This window comes from Spiroplasma endosymbiont of Acasis viretata, from assembly GCF_964031275.1.
Classification (GTDB): Bacteria; Bacillota_I; Bacilli_A; order Mycoplasmatales; family VBWQ01; genus Spiroplasma_E; species Spiroplasma_E ixodetis_A.
In genome coordinates this window covers 211608-234790 of record NZ_OZ035019.1, presented here as the reverse complement: position 1 = coordinate 234790, position 23183 = coordinate 211608, and the positions used below count along the sequence as shown (strand labels likewise).

At 23.8% G+C, this 23183-nt stretch carries 26 protein-coding genes, 4 tRNA genes and 3 pseudogenes; 12 read left to right on the top strand and 21 right to left on the bottom strand.

What is annotated here, in order from left to right; translation table 4 throughout:
• Nucleotides 1–53: 53 nt before the first annotated feature.
• The 3 genes and pseudogenes from AAHM96_RS01300 to AAHM96_RS01290 all read left to right on the top strand — a co-directional run bounded on the left by AAHM96_RS01300 (nt 54) and on the right by AAHM96_RS01290 (nt 2269).
• Nucleotides 54–871: pseudogene (locus AAHM96_RS01300) on the top strand (IS5 family transposase).
• Between the two features lie 145 nt (nt 872–1016).
• Complete coding sequence (locus tag AAHM96_RS01295) at nt 1017–1679, top strand: FMN-dependent NADH-azoreductase (protein WP_342261520.1); 663 nt, start codon at nt 1017–1019, stop codon at nt 1677–1679.
• Between the two features lie 98 nt (nt 1680–1777).
• Nucleotides 1778–2269, top strand: coding sequence for a BspA family leucine-rich repeat surface protein (locus tag AAHM96_RS01290; RefSeq protein WP_342273360.1), 492 nt, complete (start codon nt 1778–1780; stop codon nt 2267–2269).
• A 113-nt stretch (nt 2270–2382) separates the two neighbouring features.
• Here AAHM96_RS01290 and AAHM96_RS01285 read toward each other — a convergent pair whose 3' ends face one another.
• On the bottom strand, nt 2383–3648 hold the full coding sequence (locus AAHM96_RS01285) for a rod shape-determining protein (protein WP_342273359.1): 1266 nt from the start codon (nt 3646–3648) through the stop codon (nt 2383–2385).
• 307 nt (nt 3649–3955) lie between these two features.
• Between AAHM96_RS01285 and AAHM96_RS01280 the strand changes: the two genes are divergently transcribed.
• Nucleotides 3956–4582 carry a fructose PTS transporter subunit IIA gene (locus AAHM96_RS01280; RefSeq protein ID WP_342273358.1) on the top strand — a complete coding sequence of 209 codons (627 nt, stop codon included), beginning with the start codon at nt 3956–3958 and terminating at the stop codon, nt 4580–4582.
• A 4-nt stretch (nt 4583–4586) separates the two neighbouring features.
• Here the strand turns inward: AAHM96_RS01280 and AAHM96_RS01275 are convergent, their stop codons facing one another.
• The 3 genes from AAHM96_RS01275 to AAHM96_RS01265 form a co-directional block, all read right to left on the bottom strand.
• Entirely contained in the window at nt 4587–5210 is a 624-nt protein-coding gene (locus AAHM96_RS01275) for a DDE-type integrase/transposase/recombinase (protein ID WP_342272751.1), read from the bottom strand.
• Between the two features lie 353 nt (nt 5211–5563).
• Nucleotides 5564–6541, bottom strand: a complete 978-nt coding sequence (locus AAHM96_RS01270; RefSeq protein ID WP_342272762.1) for an IS3 family transposase — start codon at nt 6539–6541, stop codon at nt 5564–5566.
• 87 nt (nt 6542–6628) lie between these two features.
• A complete protein-coding gene (locus AAHM96_RS01265) occupies nt 6629–6820 on the bottom strand; it encodes a hypothetical protein (RefSeq protein ID WP_342273357.1) in 192 nt (63 codons plus the stop codon).
• A 287-nt stretch (nt 6821–7107) separates the two neighbouring features.
• Between AAHM96_RS01265 and AAHM96_RS01260 the strand changes: the two genes are divergently transcribed.
• Nucleotides 7108–7536, top strand: coding sequence for a hypothetical protein (locus AAHM96_RS01260; protein ID WP_342273356.1), 429 nt, complete (start codon nt 7108–7110; stop codon nt 7534–7536).
• A 979-nt stretch (nt 7537–8515) separates the two neighbouring features.
• Here the strand turns inward: AAHM96_RS01260 and AAHM96_RS01255 are convergent.
• Entirely contained in the window at nt 8516–9493 is a 978-nt protein-coding gene (locus AAHM96_RS01255; RefSeq protein ID WP_342272797.1) for an IS3 family transposase, read from the bottom strand.
• Nucleotides 9494–9567: 74 nt separating this feature from the next.
• Nucleotides 9568–10233, bottom strand: a complete 666-nt coding sequence (locus AAHM96_RS01250; protein ID WP_342273355.1) for a hypothetical protein — start codon at nt 10231–10233, stop codon at nt 9568–9570.
• A 245-nt stretch (nt 10234–10478) separates the two neighbouring features.
• On the opposite strand from AAHM96_RS01250, the gene AAHM96_RS01245 reads away from it, so the two are divergent.
• From AAHM96_RS01245 to AAHM96_RS01230, 4 genes are all read left to right on the top strand, one after another.
• Nucleotides 10479–10553 (top strand) — tRNA-Asn (locus tag AAHM96_RS01245).
• A 24-nt stretch (nt 10554–10577) separates the two neighbouring features.
• Nucleotides 10578–10652 (top strand) — tRNA-Glu (locus AAHM96_RS01240).
• A 56-nt stretch (nt 10653–10708) separates the two neighbouring features.
• Nucleotides 10709–10784: transfer RNA gene (locus tag AAHM96_RS01235), tRNA-Lys, on the top strand.
• A gap of 4 nt (nt 10785–10788) precedes the next feature.
• Nucleotides 10789–10873, top strand: a tRNA-Leu gene (locus AAHM96_RS01230).
• Nucleotides 10874–10956: 83 nt separating this feature from the next.
• Here the strand turns inward: AAHM96_RS01230 and AAHM96_RS08365 are convergent.
• The 3 genes from AAHM96_RS08365 to AAHM96_RS01220 are packed head-to-tail and all read right to left on the bottom strand — an operon-like array spanning nt 10957 to nt 12101.
• Entirely contained in the window at nt 10957–11379 is a 423-nt protein-coding gene (locus AAHM96_RS08365; protein ID WP_342273670.1) for a transposase family protein, read from the bottom strand.
• 2 nt (nt 11380–11381) lie between these two features.
• On the bottom strand, nt 11382–11774 hold the full coding sequence (locus AAHM96_RS08360) for a transposase family protein (RefSeq protein ID WP_342272745.1): 393 nt from the start codon (nt 11772–11774) through the stop codon (nt 11382–11384).
• A gap of 33 nt (nt 11775–11807) precedes the next feature.
• The gene (locus tag AAHM96_RS01220; RefSeq protein ID WP_342273354.1) at nt 11808–12101 is read right to left on the bottom strand and encodes a transposase family protein; all 294 of its coding nucleotides are present in this window, start codon (nt 12099–12101) and stop codon (nt 11808–11810) included.
• Between the two features lie 219 nt (nt 12102–12320).
• Between AAHM96_RS01220 and AAHM96_RS01215 the strand changes: the two genes are divergently transcribed.
• Together AAHM96_RS01215 and AAHM96_RS01210 are read left to right on the top strand one after the other, a co-directional pair.
• Nucleotides 12321–13139 carry a Cof-type HAD-IIB family hydrolase gene (locus tag AAHM96_RS01215; RefSeq protein WP_338975333.1) on the top strand — a complete coding sequence of 273 codons (819 nt, stop codon included), beginning with the start codon at nt 12321–12323 and terminating at the stop codon, nt 13137–13139.
• A gap of 103 nt (nt 13140–13242) precedes the next feature.
• Nucleotides 13243–13395 carry an HMG-box domain-containing protein gene (locus AAHM96_RS01210; RefSeq protein ID WP_342273353.1) on the top strand — a complete coding sequence of 51 codons (153 nt, stop codon included), beginning with the start codon at nt 13243–13245 and terminating at the stop codon, nt 13393–13395.
• Nucleotides 13396–13556: 161 nt separating this feature from the next.
• Here the strand turns inward: AAHM96_RS01210 and AAHM96_RS01205 are convergent, their stop codons facing one another.
• The 6 genes from AAHM96_RS01205 to AAHM96_RS01180 form a co-directional block, all read right to left on the bottom strand.
• Nucleotides 13557–13712, bottom strand: a complete 156-nt coding sequence (locus tag AAHM96_RS01205; RefSeq protein WP_174480153.1) for a hypothetical protein — start codon at nt 13710–13712, stop codon at nt 13557–13559.
• Nucleotides 13713–13891: 179 nt separating this feature from the next.
• Nucleotides 13892–16207 carry a cation-translocating P-type ATPase gene (locus tag AAHM96_RS01200; RefSeq protein WP_342273352.1) on the bottom strand — a complete coding sequence of 772 codons (2316 nt, stop codon included), beginning with the start codon at nt 16205–16207 and terminating at the stop codon, nt 13892–13894.
• Between the two features lie 300 nt (nt 16208–16507).
• The gene (locus AAHM96_RS01195) at nt 16508–16954 is read right to left on the bottom strand and encodes a hypothetical protein (RefSeq protein ID WP_342273351.1); all 447 of its coding nucleotides are present in this window, start codon (nt 16952–16954) and stop codon (nt 16508–16510) included.
• Between the two features lie 174 nt (nt 16955–17128).
• Nucleotides 17129–17743, bottom strand: a complete 615-nt coding sequence (gene yihA, locus AAHM96_RS01190; protein WP_286640905.1) for a ribosome biogenesis GTP-binding protein YihA/YsxC — start codon at nt 17741–17743, stop codon at nt 17129–17131.
• A 69-nt stretch (nt 17744–17812) separates the two neighbouring features.
• Nucleotides 17813–18013: a hypothetical protein gene (locus AAHM96_RS01185; RefSeq protein ID WP_252320689.1), complete on the bottom strand. Its 201-nt coding sequence runs from the start codon at nt 18011–18013 to the stop codon at nt 17813–17815.
• A 127-nt stretch (nt 18014–18140) separates the two neighbouring features.
• Nucleotides 18141–18563 (bottom strand): transposase family protein, encoded by a 423-nt coding sequence (locus AAHM96_RS01180; protein WP_342273681.1) that lies wholly within the window; start codon nt 18561–18563, stop codon nt 18141–18143.
• Between the two features lie 78 nt (nt 18564–18641).
• Here AAHM96_RS01180 and AAHM96_RS01175 point away from each other — a divergent pair, with 78 nt between their 5' ends.
• Nucleotides 18642–18812 (top strand): hypothetical protein, encoded by a 171-nt coding sequence (locus AAHM96_RS01175; RefSeq protein ID WP_342273350.1) that lies wholly within the window; start codon nt 18642–18644, stop codon nt 18810–18812.
• A 215-nt stretch (nt 18813–19027) separates the two neighbouring features.
• On the opposite strand, the gene AAHM96_RS01170 is transcribed toward AAHM96_RS01175, so the two are convergent.
• The 6 genes and pseudogenes from AAHM96_RS01170 to AAHM96_RS01145 form a co-directional block, all read right to left on the bottom strand.
• Nucleotides 19028–19333, bottom strand: a complete 306-nt coding sequence (locus AAHM96_RS01170; protein ID WP_342273349.1) for a DDE-type integrase/transposase/recombinase — start codon at nt 19331–19333, stop codon at nt 19028–19030.
• Nucleotides 19334–19376: 43 nt separating this feature from the next.
• Nucleotides 19377–20000 (bottom strand): DDE-type integrase/transposase/recombinase, encoded by a 624-nt coding sequence (locus AAHM96_RS01165; protein WP_342273348.1) that lies wholly within the window; start codon nt 19998–20000, stop codon nt 19377–19379.
• Nucleotides 20001–20279: 279 nt separating this feature from the next.
• The gene (locus tag AAHM96_RS01160; RefSeq protein WP_342272824.1) at nt 20280–21257 is read right to left on the bottom strand and encodes an IS3 family transposase; all 978 of its coding nucleotides are present in this window, start codon (nt 21255–21257) and stop codon (nt 20280–20282) included.
• A gap of 140 nt (nt 21258–21397) precedes the next feature.
• Nucleotides 21398–21788 (bottom strand): annotated as a pseudogene (locus AAHM96_RS01155) (IS256 family transposase); the annotation flags it as partial.
• A 136-nt stretch (nt 21789–21924) separates the two neighbouring features.
• The gene (locus AAHM96_RS01150) at nt 21925–22068 is read right to left on the bottom strand and encodes a hypothetical protein (RefSeq protein ID WP_338975298.1); all 144 of its coding nucleotides are present in this window, start codon (nt 22066–22068) and stop codon (nt 21925–21927) included.
• Nucleotides 22069–22287: 219 nt separating this feature from the next.
• Nucleotides 22288–23078, bottom strand: a pseudogene (locus tag AAHM96_RS01145) (IS5 family transposase).
• Nucleotides 23079–23183 lie beyond the last annotated feature (105 nt).

The window sequence follows — 23183 nt, the reverse complement described above, 5'->3', positions numbered from 1 at the left end:
CTTTAATTTTAATAATTTAACGGTTATTATTAATATCAAAGGTGATAATTATTATGTTAAAAAAATACAAAGATGAACAAGAATTTTATAGTTTAGTGGGAATAAAACTACAAACATTTCAAAAAATGGTTGAAATTTTAAAAAAAGCTGAAGCAATTAAAAAAGCAGTTGGTGCTAAACCTAATAAATTATCAATAGAAAATCGTTTATTAATGACATTAGAATACTGAAAAGAGTATAGTAGTTATAGAGTTATTGCAAAAAGATATAATATTAGTCATACTAGCTGCATTCGTAATATTTTTTGAATTGAAAATACTTTAATAAAAAGTGGAATTTTTAATTTATCTGGCAAAAAAGATTTAATCAAAAATAAAGGAATCAATAATACTTTACTAGCTATTGATGCTACTGAAACTCCAATTGAAAGAATTAAAAAAAACTAAAATTACTTTTTTCGGGTAAAAACAAACATCATACTCTTAAATCGCAAATAATTATTGATATTTTAAATGGAAAAATTATTTCAACCGCTTTTTGTTTTGGAAGCATTCATGATTTTAAATTACTTTTAAAATCTAAAACTTTTATTCATCCAGAAAAACAAGTTTTTGTTGATTCAGGTTATCAAGGAATACAAAATATTCATAAAAATACATTTTTGCCATTTAAAAAAAGTAAATAAAATAAATTAATAGCAATTCAAAAAGAATACAATAAAACTTTAAGCAAAATTAGAATTAAAATTGAACACGTATTTGCTAAACTAAAACGTTTTAAAATTTTAACTTTAAAATATCGCAATAAAATACGAAGATTTGCATTAAGATTTAATTTAATAGCAGGAATATATAATTTTGAATTACCTTAGTTTTGCACCAAGTCTAATAAATATTTCATTTTTTTATAAAACTATATTTTTATTTATTATTTTTTAATATTTTTTAAAAAATAATAAATAAAAACTGATAAAATCAAATTACAAAGTTATTTTAGATATTTCGGAGGCAAAAATAATGGCAAATAAAGTATTAGTAATTCGTTCTTCTATGATTAAAAAAGAACTATCTTATTCTGAAAGTTTAGTATCTCGTTTTGTTAAATATTATCGTGAATTTCATCCAGAAGATTCAATAATTGAATTAGATTTAAATCAAATACCAATGGCAAGTATTACTATTACGCAAAAAAACTTTACTTCATATTTTAATGAAAAAGATTCTGATTATTATATTAATCAACTAAAAAATGTTAATAAAGTTATATATACAACACCAATGACAAATTTTAATGTTACTAGCATGACAAAAAATTATTTAGATCACATCTTAGTTGCTGGTAAAACTTTTGATTATAAATATACCAAACAAGGTGAAGCTAGAGGATTATTACCACATTTAAAAGTTCAAATTTTGGCGACACAAGGAGCACCATATGGCTGATATTTATGAGGTAATCATGCAACTTATTTAAAAGGAACATGAGAATTTGTAGGTGCTAAAGTAGTAGAACCAATTCTTATTTGTGGTACTAAGGTTCAAGAACTTCATCAAAATGACGCTAATTTACTTATTGGTTCTAAAATATTAGCAAAAGGTGGAGGTTTACCAGCATTAGGACCAGAAAAAACGATGGATAAATTTGAACAGTATATTAAAGAAACAGCAAAAAAGTTTTAACTTTAAAAAATAAAAATTTTTAGTCAAAAAATATAATTTTTGTGAATTTACCTTCAAAAAGTAGTAAAGTAAAATTAACTTCATAGAAGGATGAAAAAATGAAAAAAATATTGACAGCATTAAGTTTTTTAACACTTGCATCGGTTGTAGGAAATTTAACTGTAACTGTTTTAAACACAAATTCACAAAAAAATGATGTTTTAAATAATAAAACTCAACAAGATACAATTTACATTGATAAAAATGGCAAACAAATAACAACTAATGAAAGAGATTTATCAAATATAAATAGTAAAGAAATTGTTCAAATTGGTTTTTATAAAAATGATCAGGGAGAAATTCAAGTTGTTAATATGCCAAGAACAATTGAAAAAGTACCTAATCAATTACCATCAGAAATTACATCTTTACAATTTATGTTTATATTTTATGAAACATTTAATCAAGATTTATTATCTTGAGATACTTCAAATGTTACGAATATGAATTGAATGTTTCATGGTGCTATATCTTTTAATCAAAATATATCAAATTGAGATGTATCTAATGTTATGAAATACGAATGTTTTTTTTGAATCAAGAATTGATAACTCAAAAAAATTACCAAAGTTTAAAAAATTTTTAATAATTTAAAATACTAGTTAGTTTAAAAATAGTGCTAATTAGCACTATTTTTAAATTGATTTAAGATTTTTATAGTTTTTTATCCTAAATCTTCGTCCTTTATTAGAATTTCACGACTAGGATTTTGTTCAATTATTAATTGTTTGTAAATTGTATCACGATATTTTACACAACCATCAATAACATTATCTAAAGGATTTGGAGCAGTCCGCACTTCAAAAAGATCTCCTTCATATTTTTGACGCATTGGTTTTGTACCTTTTTCAGTTTTAACTTCAATATAATATTCTTTAGCTAATTCTTCTTCAATAAATTTATCAACTTTTTTAATATAAGCTCCACCACCACAAATTGTGATTCCCTTACCTTTTTTCTTTAAATCACTAATACTTCCAGCAGCCTTGTCACCAGCAGTTCTTAGTACTCTACGAATGACTGGAATAATATGTTCTTTGAATTGAACTTGCATAACATTTGCACGAATTTCTTCTGGTGTAATTTCAATAGTTTTAGAAATTGACATTGTTTCTCCTGGCTGAGAATTTAATCTAGGTAATGAAAAACCCGAAATTGTGTATGGTTTTTCATCTTGATATTTCATAAGTGAACCAATATTTTTAATAACATCTTCAGCTTCTTTTATTCCAACTTTTAAGGCATGTTTTTTTATAATATATTCTTGAACTTTTTGTATTAAATAGTCACCAGCACAATGTGTTGTATATGAATATAATATTGAATTATTACTAATAATAGCAACATCAGTACTGCCACCACCAATATCAATGCACATAATTGCACTTCCAAAAATATCTTGCCCTGAACCTAAGGCTGCCATTTTTACTTCTTCTTGTACAAATCCACGGAGTGCTCCTAAACGATATACAATATTTTCTAAAGCTTCTTTTTGTACTGAATTAATTTCACTTGGTGTTGCCATCAACACAATCAAGTTACGATTTTTATCTAATTTTTCATCTTTTTTTATAGAATTGTTTTTACTTTGTTTTAAATCTTTAATTTCAAGTCTAAAATCTTGAAAAATTTTAGTAAGAATACGTTGTAAAGCATCTGGATCAGCAATATTACCATCACGAACTGGACGTTTAATAATAACGTTTTCATTTGTTTTGTCAGTTAAAGCCTTAGCCTCTTCACCGTAAAGAATTCTATTTTTTTCATAGTCTTCAGCTAAATAGGTTGGAGCATCATATCTAAGACCTATATTAATATGTCTAGCTTTAAAGTTTTCTGTTCCGATATCTAAAGCTAATCATTGATAATCAGTTATTGATTTAAGTTTGTTATTTTTCTGATTTAAATTTTCTTTTCTTGTTTTAAACATTTCTCTAATTTTCCCTTTCTTTAAAATACTTAAATTTTATAAATTTTATCTAAATTAATTTTACATGATTTTATAAATAAGTTATTTATATTAATTTATAAGGAAATATGGGATTAATGTTGATAATTTTTATTTATTATATTTTGTTTAAAAAACAGCAAAAACTTTGAAGTATTTAATATATCTAATTTTATAAATATTAAATTTAATTGAATAAATAGTTAAAAATATATTTTAATTATCTGAAAAAATATCTGGTTTTTATTAAAAAAAGGAGATAAAATAATCATTGGAAAGGAAGGTAAAATTGAAAATAACTAATGATTTATTAAACAACTCACATATTATTTTTGAATCTAATATTAAAAATCAAATAGAAGCACTAACTAAAATTACTGATTTGGCATTTTCATTAGGTTATATTACTAATCGTGATGAATTACTAAAAGCATTTCTTCCTCGTGAGCAAGAATCATCAACGGGTTTTGAAGGTGGAATTGCAATTCCACACGCTAGAATTAAATCAATTAAAAAACCTGCAATTCTAATATTATGTAATAATAATGGTATTGACTGAAAAGCAATAGATGGACAATTAACAACTTTTATTATTGCTTTAATAATTCCTAAAACACAATCAGAAAATTTACATTTAGATATTTTAAGTACACTTGCAATCAAACTTGTAAATGAAGATTTTCGTAAAAAATTAAAAAATGCAACAAATTCACAAGAAATAATATCGCTTATTAATGATGAAACAGTTAAAAATAGTACTAAAAAAGAAATAAAAACAATGAAAAATAAGGAAACAAAAAAAATTGTTGGAGTTTCTTCTTGTACAACTGGAGTAGTTCATACTTACATGTGTAAAGAATTATTAGAAACCGCAGGAGGTGGTTGGCCCTTAATTACTGGACCATTTTTGATATAAAATTCTAAATTTTAATTTGTAAAATTGGTGGTTTTAGAAATTTAGAATGTATTCTTTCATAATTATAAAACATAACATATTGATTTACATCATTTATAGCTTCATTGATGGATAAATATTGATTTGATCCTTTAGGTAGTCATTCTTGAGATAAATGAGAAAATCAGTTTTCAGATAATACATTACCACCAATATCATAAGGTTGTTTTTTGCTTAAAATTATTTGTTTATCCTCTGCTCATTTTGTGATATCTTGACAATAAAATTCGTTGGCGTTATCTGAATGTAAAATAACATTTTTTATTTGATTTCAAGAAAATTGTTTGTTGATTTTTTCAAGAGCAGGAAGAATTAAATCCTGATATGATTTATTAGGAGCAATATTATAACTAACAACATTATTTGAATAAAAATCAATAATTACAAAAAGATATAATCATCCTTCTTTAGTATTTATTTGTTTAGTGTCCATTGATCAAATTTGATTTGAAGAGGTTGTACTTTTATAATCTTTGTTTACTTTATCCATTGTAGGTATTCACTTATTTGGATTTTTTTTGTTTTTAGGATAGTTATTTTTAGTTTGTTTTAATCCTTGAATATTGTGTTCTTTCATAATTTTTCGCATTTGTTTTATTGATAATTCTATATTTAAAATGATATTTTTTTCTTGTTTTAATCACTCTTTAAAAGCTGAAAAAATTCTTAAATATCCATAAATTCTGCCTTTTCTTGTAGAATGAAATTCGATTAAAAGTTGGCATATTTTTTGATATTTATGATTGCATTTAATAATATGATTTTCTTCTTTTTTAATAGGTTTTTGTTTATTTTTTAAAAAGTAATATGTTGATCTGTTTAATTGAAGATATTGACATAGGTTTCTAATTGAATATTGATTTTTACAATCATCAATAATTTTAATTTTTTCTTTGATAGGTGGTTGGCCCTTAATTACTGGACCATTTTTGATATAAAATTCTAAATTTTAATTTGTAAAATTGGTGGTTTTAGAAATTTAGAATGTATTCTTTCATAATTATAAAACATAACATATTGATTTACATCATTTATAGCTTCATTGATGGATAAATATTGATTTGATCCTTTAGGTAGTCATTCTTGAGATAAATGAGAAAATCAGTTTTCAGATAATACATTACCACCAATATCATAAGGTTGTTTTTTGCTTAAAATTATTTGTTTATCCTCTGCTCATTTTGTGATATCGTGACAATAAAATTCGTTGGCGTTATCTGAATGTAAAATAACATTTTTTATTTGATTTCAAGAAAATTGTTTGTTGATTTTTTCAAGAGCAGGAAGAATTAAATCCTGATATGATTTATTAGGAGCAATATTATAACTAACAACATTATTTGAATAAAAATCAATAATTACAAAAAGATATAATCATCCTTCTTTAGTATTTATTTGTTTAGTGTCCATTGATCAAATTTGATTTGAAGAGGTTGTACTTTTATAATCTTTGTTTACTTTATCCATTGTAGGTATTCACTTATTTGGATTTTTTTTGTTTTTAGGATAGTTATTTTTAGTTTGTTTTAATCCTTGAATATTGTGTTCTTTCATAATTTTTCGCATTTGTTTTATTGATAATTCTATATTTAAAATGATATTTTTTTCTTGTTTTAATCACTCTTTAAAAGCTGAAAAAATTCTTAAATATCCATAAATTCTGCCTTTTCTTGTAGAATGAAATTCGATTAAAAGTTGGCATATTTTTTGATATTTATGATTGCATTTAATAATATGATTTTCTTCTTTTTTAATAGGTTTTTGTTTATTTTTTAAAAAGTAATATGTTGATCTGTTTAATTGAAGATATTGACATAGGTTTCTAATTGAATATTGATTTTTACAATCATCAATAATTTTAATTTTTTCTTTGATATTTAATTTGTTAATTACTAATGCTATTTGTTTAATTTTATCCATTAATAAAAATCCTTTCAGGTTAAAATTAGTGTTAATTATATAACACAATTGTTTTTAGAATACATTCAGGTTTTTTAAATTAATGGTCTAGTAAAAAGGGCTAAGTGGCAAGTGGCAAGTGGCAAATGAACAAGTATAAATATTGATTGAGATAGTATACCTAAATGAAATGATAATAATGAAAATTAAGGAGTAAATAATTGTTTGATGAGAAATATTAACTATAGTATCAGTATCAGTAATATTATTTTTAATGATAATTTCAACAATAATTGGCATTATAACTGAAATTATTAATGAATGATAAAATAAGGAGTAAATAATGACTAAATGAGATTTAGCAAAATGATTAATGGAACAGTGATTAGAAGCAAGAAAAAATAATGATAAAGAATATATGCGAATAATACAAGATAGTTTTAATGAATTTGATTGAGAATAATAACTAATTTATCTATATTTAATAAATATTTATGATATAAAAATAATATAAACTTAATAATAGTTTTTAACTCATTACTTTATTTCAAAGTAAATGAGTTTTTATTTTGAAAGGAAAAATAAAAATGATTATTGAATATTTAAAAAAAGAAAAATTAATTAATGATGAATTAGATAAAATAATTAATAATAAAAATGAATTTACTTCTGAATTTATTAGAGAAAAAGTTCATGAAGCCGTAAATATAATTATTGATATTGATACAAAAATAAATAAATTAAAACCTAATAATTTTAAAAAAATTTATTTTTCAATATTAAAAATATTTACTTTTGGAAAAATCAATAAAAATAAAATAATGGAACAAAAAATAAATTTTCTTTGAAGAAGAAAAGAAAATATATTAAAAAATCTTAAAAAAATTAATGAATTGTATATAAGAAAATCAAATAAAAATATAGAATTAGAAAAAATAAAAAAAGAAATAAATTCTAAACATTTAGAAAATAAATCCTCAAAAATTGAAAACAAACAAAATGTTCCAAAAATATAAATAAAAAAAGTTACCAATAAGGTAACTTTTTAATTAGGTGCCAACCTAATTTTAAATCTATAACTTTTAAATAAATAATAATAAAACGGTGGTTGGCCCTTAATTACTGGACCATTTTTGATATAAAATTCTAAATTTTAATTTGTAAAATTGGTGGTTTTAGAAATTTAGAATGTATTCTTTCATAATTATAAAACATAACATATTGATTTACATCATTTATAGCTTCATTGATGGATAAATATTGATTTGATCCTTTAGGTAGTCATTCTTGAGATAAATGAGAAAATCAGTTTTCAGATAATACATTACCACCAATATCATAAGGTTGTTTTTTGCTTAAAATTATTTGTTTATCCTCTGCTCATTTTGTGATATCTTGACAATAAAATTCGTTGGCGTTATCTGAATGTAAAATAACATTTTTTATTTGATTTCAAGAAAATTGTTTGTTGATTTTTTCAAGAGCAGGAAGAATTAAATCCTGATATGATTTATTAGGAGCAATATTATAACTGGTGGTTGGCCCTTAATTACTGGACCATTTTGGTGGTTGGCCCTTAATTACTGGACCATTTTTGATATAAAATTCTAAATTTTAATTTGTAAAATTGGTGGTTTTAGAAATTTAGAATGTATTCTTTCATAATTATAAAACATAACATATTGATTTACATCATTTATAGCTTCATTGATGGATAAATATTGATTTGATCCTTTAGGTAGTCATTCTTGAGATAAATGAGAAAATCAGTTTTCAGATAATACATTACCACCAATATCATAAGGTTGTTTTTTGCTTAAAATTATTTGTTTATCCTCTGCTCATTTTGTGATATCTTGACAATAAAATTCGTTGGCGTTATCTGAATGTAAAATAACATTTTTTATTTGATTTCAAGAAAATTGTTTGTTGATTTTTTCAAGAGCAGGAAGGGTGGTTGGCCCTTAATTACTGGACCATTTTTGATATAAAATTCTAAATTTTAATTTGTAAAATTGGTGGTTTTAGAAATTTAGAATGTATTCTTTCATAATTATAAAACATAACATATTGATTTACATCATTTATAGCTTCATTGATGGATAAATATTGATTTGATCCTTTAGGTAGTCATTCTTGAGATAAATGAGAAAATCAGTTTTCAGATAATACATTACCACCAATATCATAAGGTTGTTTTTTGCTTAAAATTATTTGTTTATCCTCTGCTCATTTTGTGATATCTTGACAATAAAATTCGTTGGCGTTATCTGAATGTAAAATAACATTTTTTATTTGATTTCAAGAAAATTGTTTGTTGATTTTTTCAAGAGCAGGAAGAATTAAATCCTGATATGATTTATTAGGAGCAATATTATAACTAACAACATTATTTGAATAAAAATCAATAATTACAAAAAGATATAATCATCCTTCTTTAGTATTTATTTGTTTAGTGTCCATTGATCAAATTTGATTTGAAGAGGTTGTACTTTTATAATCTTTGTTTACTTTATCCATTGTAGGTATTCACTTATTTGGATTTTTTTTGTTTTTAGGATAGTTATTTTTAGTTTGTTTTAATCCTTGAATATTGTGTTCTTTCATAATTTTTCGCATTTGTTTTATTGATAATTCTATATTTAAAATGATATTTTTTTCTTGTTTTAATCACTCTTTAAAAGCTGAAAAAATTCTTAAATATCCATAAATTCTGCCTTTTCTTGTAGAATGAAATTCGATTAAAAGTTGGCATATTTTTTGATATTTATGATTGCATTTAATAATATGATTTTCTTCTTTTTTAATAGGTTTTTGTTTATTTTTTAAAAAGTAATATGTTGATCTGTTTAATTGAAGATATTGACATAGGTTTCTAATTGAATATTGATTTTTACAATCATCAATAATTTTAATTTTTTCTTTGATATTTAATTTGTTAATTACTAATGCTATTTGTTTAATTTTATCCATTAATAAAAATCCTTTCAGGTTAAAATTAGTGTTAATTATATAACACAATTGTTTTTAGAATACATTCAGGTTTTTTAAATTAATGGTCTAGTAAAAAGGGCTAAGTGGCAAGTGGCAAGTGGCAAGTGGCAAGTGGCGAATGTGCTTTTTTCATACATATCAGTATTAAAATAAATTTTTCCAAGATTTTGTTCATAAAAAATATCCGAAAATTCTACTGGCTTATTTAAAATATCTATTTTCCCTTGAAAGTGACTATTACTTTTTGCTATTAAAGAAATATTTTTATTATCTTGATTAATTAGTACATCTAAATCATTATTAGAAAACTTAGTACCATTCATAATATTAATTGCTTCTAAAATTAAATCTTTATCAACTATTCCGTTTTTTTCAAAACTTTTACTATAAGGCAATGCTTTTTTAGTTATTATTTGACTAATATCATTACTTAGTCAAAGCAAATTAACCTCTTTAACTAAAAAAGGTAAATCTGTTGTATCTGGCATATAAGGAATAATAGCCTTTGTCATTCCATCTAACATATCAACATCAATATTATCAGTATTCATTTTTTCTTTTCTTAATTCACTTTTCAAACTAAATGAATTAGGAATTATAGTATAAGTTTCTTTAATACTATTATTTATTTTGCTTAGATTCGTACTTAATACATTTCCAAAAGTTCCTACAGTTGTTCCAAATGTTAAAAAACTTAATGTTGCTAATAATAACTTCATAAATTAAAACCCCTTTATATTGATAATGTAATTCTACATGATTTCTATGTTTACTTCTTTCTAATTATTTTTACCATTAATAGTATTCATTATTACAAATAATACTTAAGTTATTATTATATTTAATTTAAAAAAATGATTAATAAAGCATATACATTGCCGTAATCAAGAAAAAAATAAAAAAAACTTTATTAGTTATTGCAAATTATACTTTTCTTCAATATAATAATTAAGGTTTAGTAAATGCCCGGTTAGCTCAGCGGCAGAGCATTCGACTGTTAATCGAAGTGTCATAGGTTCAAATCCTATACTGGGCGCCATTATTCTAAACTCTTGTTTTCTACGGCTCGTTGGTGAATTGGTAAACACATAGGATTTTCATTCCTACATTACGGGTTCGATCCCCGTACGAGTCACCATTAATTAATATTTAGACTGCAAGTATTATAATTACTTGTTTTTTATTCCCCTAGATGTCTCGTTAGCTCAATTGGCAGAGCATCAGACTCTTAATCTGAGGGTTGTAGGTTCGAGGCCTATACGGGACACCAAAATGCGGAATTGGCGAAACTGGCAGACGCACCAGATTTAGGCTCTGGCGCCGAAAGGCATGAGGGTTCAAGTCCCTTGTTCCGCACCATACATTATTTTGTTAACCTTTATGTTTTTCATTAAAGGTTTTTTTCTTTTTTAACATTTTTATATAATAGACTTGGTGCAAAACTAAGGTAATTCAAAATTATATATTTCTGCTATTAAATTAAATCTTAATGCAAATCTTCGTATTTTATTGCGATATTTTAAAGTTAAAATTTTAAAACGTTTTAGTTTAGCAAATACGTGTTCAATTTTAATTCTAATTTTGCTTAAAGTTTTATTGTATTCTTTTTGAATTGGTATTAATTTATTGTATTTACTTTTTTTAAATGGCAAAAATGTATTTTTATGAATATTTTGTATTCCTTGATAACCTGAATCAACAAAAACTTGTTTTTCTGGATGAATAAAAGTTTTAGATTTTAAAAGTAATTTAAAATCATGAATGCTTCCAAAACAAAAAGCGGTTGAAATAATTTTTCCATTTAAAATATCAATAATTATTTGCGATTTAAGAGTATGATGTTTGTTTTTACCCGAAAAAAGTAATTTTAGTTTTTTTTAATTCTTTCAATTGGAGTTTCAGTAGCATCAATAGCTAGTAAAGTATTATTGATTCCTTTATTTTTGATTAAATCTTTTTTGCCAGATAAATTAAAAATTCCACTTTTTATTAAAGTATTTTCAATTCAAAAAATATTACGAATGCAGCTAGTATGACTAATATTATATCTTTTTGCAATAACTCTATAACTACTATACTCTTTTCAGTATTCTAATGTCATTAATAAACGATTTTCTATTGATAATTTATTAGGTTTACCACCAACTGCTTTTTTAATTGCTTCAGCTTTTTTTAAAATTTCAACCATTTTTTGAAATGTTTGTAGTTTTATTCCCACTAAACTATAAAATTCTTGTTCATCTTTGTATTTTTTTAACATAATAATTATCACCTTTGATATTAATAATAACCGTTAAATTATTAAAATTAAAGGTTTTGCACCAAGTCTAATTCAAAAAATATTACGAATGCAGCTAGTATGACTAATATTATATCTTTTTGCAATAACTCTATAACTACTATACTCTTTTCAGTATTCTAATGTCATTAATAAACGATTTTCTATTGATAATTTATTAGGTTTACCACCAACTGCTTTTTTAATTGCTTCAGCTTTTTTTAAAATTTCAACCATTTTTTGAAATGTTTGTAGTTTTATTCCAACTAAACTATAAAATTCTTGTTCATCTTTGTATTTTTTTAACATAATAATTATCACCTTTGATATTAATAATAACCGTTAAATTATTAAAATTAAAGGTTTTGCACCAAGTCTAATAAAAAATTAAAATAAAATATTATATTTTAAACATAATATTTTATTTTAATTTAAGAAATTTTATTCTATGGAAATATATAGTATTTTATTATTTTATCTTTATAATATTAATAAAATAATAGAAAAAAAGAAAGCAGGAAATGATTGATGGTAAAAATAATTTTTACTGATGTAGATGGTACTTTATTTGATAGTGGCAGTGCCTTAAGTGAAATTAATCTTAATGCTTGTTTAAAAGCTCAAAAAAATAATATTAAAGTTGTAATTAATACAGGTAGATATGGTGAAAATGCTATTCGTGTTGGTAAAATGATTAATGCTGAAAAATATGATGGTTATATTATTGGTAATGATGGTGCTGAAATTTGATCATATACTAAACAAAAATGAATTTATTTACAACAATTAAATTCAGAAATAACAATTAAACTTTATGAATGATTAACCAAATATAATAAACAAATGATTTTACATTTTAATAGTATTGATACTTTGTATGTTAACCATGCGGCTAATAGTTGAAGTACATGAGTTGAAAATCTGCAAATTAAAATTATTAAGTTAACTAATAGTACTGATATTAAAATGCCAATCTCAAAAGTAATGGTTATTTTAGAAAAATATTGAAAGGCTAATGAAATTACAAAATTCATTAATAGTTTTGAAACTAACTTTCCAGATTTAACAATTGTTCAATATCATACAAATGTTTTTTCAATTGGTAATAAAAACATTAATAAAGGTTCGGCACTACAATGATTATGTAATCATTTAAATATTGACACTAAAGATGCATTAACGATTGGTGATGAATTTAATGATTTACCAATGTTTGAAGTATCTGGTCATCCAATAGTAATGGAAAATGCTAATATTGCTTTAAAACCATATGGTAAAACTATTGCTCCAAATAATGATGAGCATGGAGTTGGATACATTATTAATAATTATGTTTTTAAAAAATAAAAACTTAATATTTTTAAAAATATACTCTTATAGTTTATTAACACACTAATAATTAAAATATATTATTATAATAATATAAGAAAAGTGAAAGGAGAAGGAAAATATGGCAGCAAAAAAACCTACTGTTTTTAATATTTTTATGAAAACTACATTGCCAAAGGTTAAAGCAGAACACCCAGAATTAAAACACACTGAGACTTTTGGAAAAGCAGCAGCATTATGAGCTAATGCTGAAGAAAATCCCAAAAACAAATAGATAGACAGATAATTGCTTAAAAGAGTCAGATTTAAAATCTGACTCTTTTAAATATAAAAAAATATTGAAATTTTAAAAAAACACTAAAATTGCTATACAAATCAACAATGATAAAGTATAATCAAAATACTTACCTAGTAGGGTTATAGAGAAAGGTAAGTTTATATTTTTGATAAACTTCATTTATTTTGACTTGTAGATGGTTTATCAATATCTTCTAAATTAATTGTTTCTCAATCATTATTTTCTCTTTCTTTTACTAATAGAGAAAGTTTGTTCTTATAATCATCAATTATCAGTTGATTAATTCTAATCAACTTTTCATCAGGCTTTGGTTCAACATTATTTTTTTTCTTCTATAATACCTATCATTTTTTGTAAAATAGATATCTTTTGATCAAGCTCTGCTTTTTTTTCTTGATTTTGTCTAGCCATTTAAATTCCACCTTTTAAAAAATTAAAGTACTTTTTTATTTATTATTAATTTATATATTATCTAATATTTATATTTTCTTCATTTAAAAATTAATGAATTTCCAACAACAGTTATATCAGAAAGAGCCATTGCAATTGCAGCCAACGGTGGAATAATAAATCCGGCAGCAGCTAATGGAATAATGATAATATTATAACTAAATGCTCAAATAAAATTCATTCAAATATTATTTTTAGTTTTTTTAGTTAAAACAATAGCCTTATAAACAATACTAATATCATTATCAAGAATAGTAATATCACCAATTTTTTTAGCAATATCACTACCAGATCCTATTGCAATTGCTAAATCAGATTGTTCTAAGGCAATAACATCATTAATACCATCACCAACAAACGCTACTTTTTTACCTTTTGCTTGTAAATCAGCAACAATTTGTGATTTACCTTGTGGTGTAACATTAGCAAAGGATGTTTCTATCCCAACACGATTAGCAATAGCAAGTGTTTGTGATTCATTATCACCACTAATTAAAATAACCTCAATTCCTTGTTTTTTAACTTTTTCAATTGTTAATAATGCATTTGTTTGTAATTCATCTTCTAAAATAAAAATATTAGTAACAACTTTATTAATTGCCAATGCCAATACTTTCTGGCTAGGAGTAACTGTTTCAAAGTCAAATGTTTTTAGAAATGGACTAAATGGCATTTTTGCTTTTTGTAAATTTTCAAGTGATGAAATTTGTAATTCTTCAGTTTGATATTTTGCTTTAATACCAAAACCAATTTGTTCTTTAACCTCGGTAATTGTCAATGATTGTCCAACATTATTAGTATTAGAATATAAAGAAAAAGCTAAAGCCAAAGGATGTGTTGAATGCTTTTCCATAGCAATTGCCTTATTAACATGTTTTTCTTGACCATAAATTTTAGTAATAACCAAATTACCAGTAGTTAATGTTCCTGTTTTATCAAAACAAATGGTATCAATCTTAGTAATTTTTTCAAAAGCACTAGCCTTATTATAAATGATTCCTATTTTTGTTGCTTTATTAATTCCAACAGCAACTGCTAATGGTGTTGCAATTCCTAATGCACAAGGACAAGCAATTATTAAAGTTGCAATTGCAATTTCTAATGATTCTTGCACACCATTACCTACTGCAAAATAACGAATAAGAAAAACTAAAATGGCAATTAAAATAACAGTTGGTGTAAATCACCCAGAGATTTTATCAGCCAATTTTTGTAATTTTGGTTTCTGAGATTGTGCATCTTCAACTGCCTTAATAATACTTGCTAATACTGTGTCTTTACCAATTTTAGTTGCTTTCATCCTAAAACTATCACCAACATTATTAGTTCCACCAATTAAATTTTGGTTAACTTGTTTCGTAATAACTTGCAATTCACCAGTTAACATTGATTCATTAATAAATGCTTCTTCACTAATTAATTGACCATCAGTAGGAATATTTTCACCTTTTCGAATAATTAAAATATCATTTAATTGTACATCTTCAATATTAATAAAAGTTTCTGTTTTGGTATTATAATCATATTTTAAGATTGATTTTTGCTTTAATGACATTAAACTTTCTAAGCCACTAGTAGCCCTTTTCTGTGCAACAGTACTAATTAAATCACCAAGTAAAACAATCATAATAATTGAAGCACTAACTTCAAAATATAAGTGTTCGGTTTTATTAATTATCATTAAATAAATAGAAAAAATAAATGCCGTTGTTGTTCCTAGTGCTACTAAAGTATGCATACCAGGTCATTTTTGTTTAATTAATTCTCGATAAATACCAATATAAAATTTACGACCAAAATAAAATTGAATTGGAATTGCTAGTGCAAATTGAACATAAGGATTACGTAAACTATCAAAAAATGAAGTATTAGGTATCATAATTAATAATAATGGTAGTAACAATATTCAACCAATAATAAGTTCAATTAAATCACGTAATTTAACATTATGTTGATGATTATGATGTTGTTCTGACATATGAGATTGATGTTGTTCACTACTATGACTATGACTACTATGATGACTATGACTACTATGATCATCTGTAATATCTTTCATATCAACTTGGTGACTCGTTTTTATATCTTTAATCTCAGTTTCAAACTTACAAATTTCATATCCTAAATGATGCATTGCTTTTTTAATTTTTTTTTCATTTCAAAACTTAGGATCATAACTAAATTGTGCTTTTTTAGTAGCAAAATTGATACTAACAGTAATACCATCTTCTTTAGTAAAATGTCTTTCGATAACACTAGCACAAGAGGTACATAAAACATCTGACAGTACTGCTCTACTAATAACAAAATTATCATTTATATCACTTGTATTATTCATATTAACTTCATCTCCTCAAATTTTAATATTTTAATCTTTTTTATTATTTTTTAACACACAATATATACAAAAATAAATTATACACATTTTAATGTTAAAAAATATTAAAAAAACTAAATCCCCAATCATGTTATTGGGGATTTATTACCTTAAAAAGTAATTAAAAAGTAATATATTTATATTATAACATAGACTACCTTAAATCTAAAATTTCATTATAAACTGGCCATTTTCTTTGATTCTATTTTTACTTCAATTTGTGAATCTATATTATTTATAGCGGTTTTTTTATCTGCAAACTTATCATTGTCAACTTCAATTTGTCTTCTTTGTTTTTCATCAAATTTTTTTGCTGCATCTATGCCAAAAATAATAGCACCACCAACAGCAGCAATACCAGCACCAACAGGAATAAAAACAGGTTATTACAGCATTGGCAATCCCACCAATAGCAGCAGCACTAGTAGCAGCAGTTATAATATCAGTTTCTAATTGTTCTTCAGAACGGTTACTAACAGCACTGACACCACCTGGAACAGTAGCAGCAACTAAACCGCTCATTTGAGCAATAGGATTAATATACAAAGCACCAACAGCAGCACCAGTAGCAACACCTTTAGTCACTTTTATAATTTTTGCGGTTGTTCGATGTTTTGTTTTAAATTCTTTTCATTTTGTAGGTTTTTGTTTTACATTTTCTTCTGATTTTGCTTCAAGATTTTGTAAAATTTCATTTTTTATAGGCATTTCTTTTAATCTTCCTTTCAAATAAAAACTCATTTATTTTTATCAAAATAATGAGTTAAAAACTTATATTAAGTTTAATTATTATTATATTCTATAGTGAATATTGATATTTTTAATAAATATATACATATTAAACAACTTTTATCTTTTTTTATAGCAACAAATATTATACTATTAAGTTTCTACTTCAACTTCATTAGTATTAACATCATCTGCTAATTTACTAATTACTAAATCAATTCCTTGTTTACTAATACTAGAAAATAAAATAATAGGAGTATTAGTGCTAAGTTTTAAAGTTGATAATATTAATTTTTTATTTTTTACTAATTGACTATTTTTCACTTTATCAACTTTAGTAGCAATTAAATGAATTTTTAAATGATAATGTTGTAAATATTCCAACATATCAATATCATCTTTACTGGGTGCATGTCTTAAATCTAATAATAAAAAAACTGCTTTTAAATTTTTTCGTGACTGAAAATATTCATCCATCATTGTCGCAAATTGGATTTTTTTTTCATTTGATACTTTAGCAAAACCATAGCCAGGAACATCAACAAAGCGACAAATATTATTATTAATTGTAAAAAAATTTAGCATTTGTGTTTTACCAGGTGTTTGTGAAACTCTAGCTAACTTACCATTATTACAAATTGTATTTAAAAATGTTGATTTACCAACATTACTGCGACCAACAAAACAAAATTCAGGAATTTCATCCTGCGGCCATTGTTCTTCTTTAATAGCACTAGTTAAAAATTGTGCTTGCTTAATTCGTTCCATTTTTTACCTCTTATTCAAAAATATATTATAGTTAATAGTTAAGATTTAAACTAATTATTATTTATTATTTTAATTTTTATTAATATTAATAAAATTAGTAAAATGAATATTATCTAATGGCCATATACCAAAACCAAAAAATAATGCAGCCAAAATGATACCACCAACAATAATACAAATAGCAAGTCATTTTATAATTTTAAATAATAACATAAAACTAATAATAGCAATAGCTATTATAATAATACCAACTATTACAAATGTATTCATGTTTACCTCCTATTATTTTAATTATTAAAGTAACACGTAACATTAATTAATAATAACATAAAATAAATTCGAATATTTTATAGTAATCATCTTTTTCTTAAAATTATATAAAAGACTTGGTGCAAAACTAAGGTAATTCAAAATTATATATTTCTGCTATTAAATTAAATCTTAATGCAAATCTTCGTATTTTATTGCGATATTTTAAAGTTAAAATTTTAAAACGTTTTAGTTTAGCAAATACGTGTTCAATTTTAATTCTAATTTTGCTTAAAGTTTTATTGTATTCTTTTTGAATTGGTATTAATTTATTGTATTTACTTTTTTTAAATGGCAAAAATGTATTTTTATGAATATTTTGTATTCCTTGATAACCTGAATCAACAAAAACTTGTTTTTCTGGATGAATAAAAGTTTTAGATTTTAAAAGTAATTTAAAATCATGAATGCTTCCAAAACAAAAAGCGGTTGAAATAATTTTTCCATTTAAAATATCAATAATTATTTGCGATTTAATAGTATGATGTTTGTTTTTACCCGAAAAAAGTAATTTTAGTTTTTTTTAATTCTTTCAATTGGAGTTTCAGTAGCATCAATAGCTAGTAAAGTATTATTGATTCCTTTATTTTTGATTAAATCTTTTTTGCCAGATAAATTAAAAATTCCACTTTTTATTAAAGTATTTTCAATTCAAAAAATATTACGAATGCAGCTAGTATGACTAATATTATATCTTTTTGCAATAACTCTATGGTGGTTGGCCCTTAATTACTGGACCATTTTTGATATAAAATTCTAAATTTTAATTTGTAAAATTGGTGGTTTTAGAAATTTAGAATGTATTCTTTCATAATTATAAAACATAACATATTGATTTACATCATTTATAGCTTCATTGATGGATAAATATTGATTTGATCCTTTAGGTAGTCATTCTTGAGATAAATGAGAAAATCAGTTTTCAGATAATACATTACCACCAATATCATAAGGTTGTTTTTTGCTTAAAATTATTTATTTATCCTCTGCTCATTTTGTGATATCTTGACAATAAAATTCGTTGGCGTTATCTGAATGTAAAATAACATTTTTTATTTGATTTCAAGAAAATTGTTTGTTGATTTTTTCAAGAGCAGGAAGAATTAAATCCTGATATGATTTATTAGGAGCAATATTATAACTAACAACATTATTTGAATAAAAATCAATAATTACAAAAAGATATAATCATCCTTCTTTAGTATTTATTTGTTTAGTGTCCATTGATCAAATTTGATTTGAAGAGGTTGTACTTTTATAATCTTTGTTTACTTTATCCATGGTGGTTGGCCCTTAATTACTGGACCATTTTTGATATAAAATTCTAAATTTTAATTTGTAAAATTGGTGGTTTTAGAAATTTAGAATGTATTCTTTCATAATTATAAAACATAACATATTGATTTACATCATTTATAGCTTCATTGATGGATAAATATTGATTTGATCCTTTAGGTAGTCATTCTTGAGATAAATGAGAAAATCAGTTTTCAGATAATACATTACCACCAATATCATAAGGTTGTTTTTTGCTTAAAATTATTTGTTTATCCTCTGCTCATTTTGTGATATCGTGACAATAAAATTCGTTGGCGTTATCTGAATGTAAAATAACATTTTTTACTTGATTTCAAGAAAATTGTTTGTTGATTTTTTCAAGAGCAGGAAGAATTAAATCCTGATATGATTTATTAGGAGCAATATTATAACTAACAACATTATTTGAATAAAAATCAATAATTACAAAAAGATATAATCATCCTTCTTTAGTATTTATTTGTTTAGTGTCCATTGATCAAATTTGATTTGAAGAGGTTATACTTTTATAATCTTTGTTTACTTTATCCATTGTAGGTATTCACTTATTTGGATTTTTTTTGTTTTTAGGATAGTTATTTTTAGTTTGTTTTAATCCTTGAATATTGTGTTCTTTCATAATTTTTCGCATTTGTTTTATTGATAATTCTATATTTAAAATGATATTTTTTTCTTGTTTTAATCACTCTTTAAAAGCTGAAAAAATTCTTAAATATCCATAAATTCTGCCTTTTCTTGTAGAATGAAATTCGATTAAAAGTTGGCATATTTTTTGATATTTATGATTGCATTTAATAATATGATTTTCTTCTTTTTTAATAGGTTTTTGTTTATTTTTTAAAAAGTAATATGTTGATCTGTTTAATTGGTGGTTGGCCCTTAATTACTGGACCATTTTTGATATAAAATTCTAAATTTTAATTTGTAAAATTGGTGGTTTTAGAAATTTAGAATGTATTCTTTCATAATTATAAAACATAACATATTGATTTACATCATTTATAGCTTCATTGATGGATAAATATTGATTTGATCCTTTAGGTAGTCATTCTTGAGATAAATGAGAAAATCAGTTTTCAGATAATACATTACCACCAATATCATAAGGTTGTTTTTTGCTTAAAATTATTTGTTTATCCTCTGCTCATTTTGTGATATCGTGACAATAAAATTCGTTGGCGTTATCTGAATGTAAAATAACATTTTTTACTTGATTTCAAGAAAATTGTTTGTTGATTTTTTCAAGAGCAGGAAGAATTAAATCCTGATATGATTTATTAGGAGCAATATTATAACTAACAACATTATTTGAATAAAAATCAATAATTACAAAAAGATATAATCATCCTTCTTTAGTATTTATTTGTTTAGTGTCCATTGATCAAATTTGATTTGAAGAGGTTGTACTTTTATAATCTTTGTTTACTTTATCCATTGTAGGTATTCACTTATTTGGATTTTTTTTGTTTTTAGGATAGTTATTTTTAGTTTGTTTTAATCCTTGAATATTGTGTTCTTTCATAATTTTTCGCATTTGTTTTATTGATAATTCTATATTTAAAATGATATTTTTTTCTTGTTTTAATCACTCTTTAAAAGCTGAAAAAATTCTTAAATATCCATAAATTCTGCCTTTTCTTGTAGAATGAAATTCGATTAAAAGTTGGCATATTTTTTGATATTTATGATTGCATTTAATAATATGATTTTCTTCTTTTTTAATAGGTTTTTGTTTATTTTTTAAAAAGTAATATGTTGATCTGTTTAATTGAAGATATTGACATAGGTTTCTAATTGAATATTGATTTTTACAATCATCAATAATTTTAATTTTTTCTTTGATATTTAATTTGTTAATTACTAATGCTATTTGTTTAATTTTATCCATTAATAAAAATCCTTTCAGGTTAAAATTAGTGTTAATTATATAACACAATTGTTTTTAGAATACATTCAGGTTTTTTAAATTAATGGTCTAGTAAAAAGGGCTAAGTGGCAAGTGGCAAGGGCAAGTGGCAAGTGGCTATTTTCAATTGCCAAGTAAAATATTTTGAAAACTGCCATATCATTAGGAAAAACTTTTTTATTTCTGATGATTTTTCGTAATTGACTATTAACAGATTCAATAGCATTTGTAGTATAAATCACTCTTTTGATTTCTACTGGATAACTAATAAAAACCATTAAATTATCTCAATTTTTATATCAAGATTTAGTAATTTGAGGATATTGTTTATTTCATTTACTTTCAAACGATTCTAAAGCTTGCATTGCTTGTTCTTCACTACATGCACTATAAATTGGTTTTAAATCTGCAACTAGACCTTTTCGATGTTTTGTATGAAACATATTTTAAACTATTTCTAATTTGATGAACAATGCATAATTGATGTTCTGTTTTAGGATAAACTGATTGTATTGGGATTTTCCTAAAAACTGTGTTTTTAGAAAAAATTCATTTGTAAATTAGCAAAGAAACACAGATTAGAGGAAAGTTCCTTTTAATATTTAATTAATAATAAAAAAATGAATAATTATTATATTCATTTTTTATTTTAAATAATAGTTAGCGTATATTCATTATTAAATTGAATTTCACCAATTGAAAATTTTACTTTAATAACATCACCTTTTGAAAAATAAGTTCCATCATTTACGGATTTACTTACTTTAACTTTAAAGTGGTCACCTTGTTTCATAAGATCAGCAATTCTTTCTCCTAAAGAATAAATTGGACTTTTTAGATAGTTTGTTAAATCTGTATCAACTAATAATTTTGATTTAGGTTGTCCAATTTTAAATTCTGGAATATCATTAAAGTTATTTAATGATATGTTAGATGTGGTTGGTAATTTAGGTAATACAAGACCATCATTTGGTTTGGATAAAATATTTAATAAATAATTGTCAGAACCTGTTTAAAATCTTTTCAATAAAATTGAAATAAAGGCAAGAACAACCATTTGTAAGCTAATATTTAATTTTTTTTCACAATTTTTTCATAATCTTCTGCATTTTTCTAATCATGCAAAACTTCGTTCTACAACTCATCTTTTTGGTAATACTACAAAAGAATGTAATTCATTACGTTTTATAACTTCAACATTTGCATTTATAATTGTTTTAATTTTAGAAGCAAATTTTTCACCAGTATAACCAGCATCTACTAGTATTTTTTGAACTGCAGAAAGATTCTCTTTTTCATTTTCAATCATTATTATAGCACTATTACGATCTGTTTTTTCTGCTGTGGTTATGTAAATTGCATGTGGTAAACCTTGAGAATCAACAGCAATATGACGCTTTATTCGTGAAATCTTTTTACCAGCATCATAACCTTTATTTTTAGTAGTATCTGTATTTTTAACACTTTGTGAATCAATTATACAAAAACTAGTTTGTTCTTTTCTACCATTATTGATACGAAATGCCTTGACTAATTTTTTTTAAAACTAATTGTAATACACTAGGTTCTTTATCATTATTTTTACTTCAAGCTTGAAAATAATAATATACAATTTGTCATTTTGGAAAATTTTTTTGGTAACATTCTTCACTGGCAACCACTTTTTAATACATATAAAACTGCACAAAATACTTCATATAAATCTAAACTTCTTGGTTTAGTTCTCTTTTTAGTATTTTCTAAAATTGATTTTATATTTTCAAATTGCTCTTTGCTAACATTACTAGGATAATTTTTACACATATATACCTCTTATTTTAAAATATATAATCATTTTATCCTATTCTCTAAAAGATTTTAAACAGGTTCTAATAATAAATCTACTGCTTTTGATATTGGATCATTATT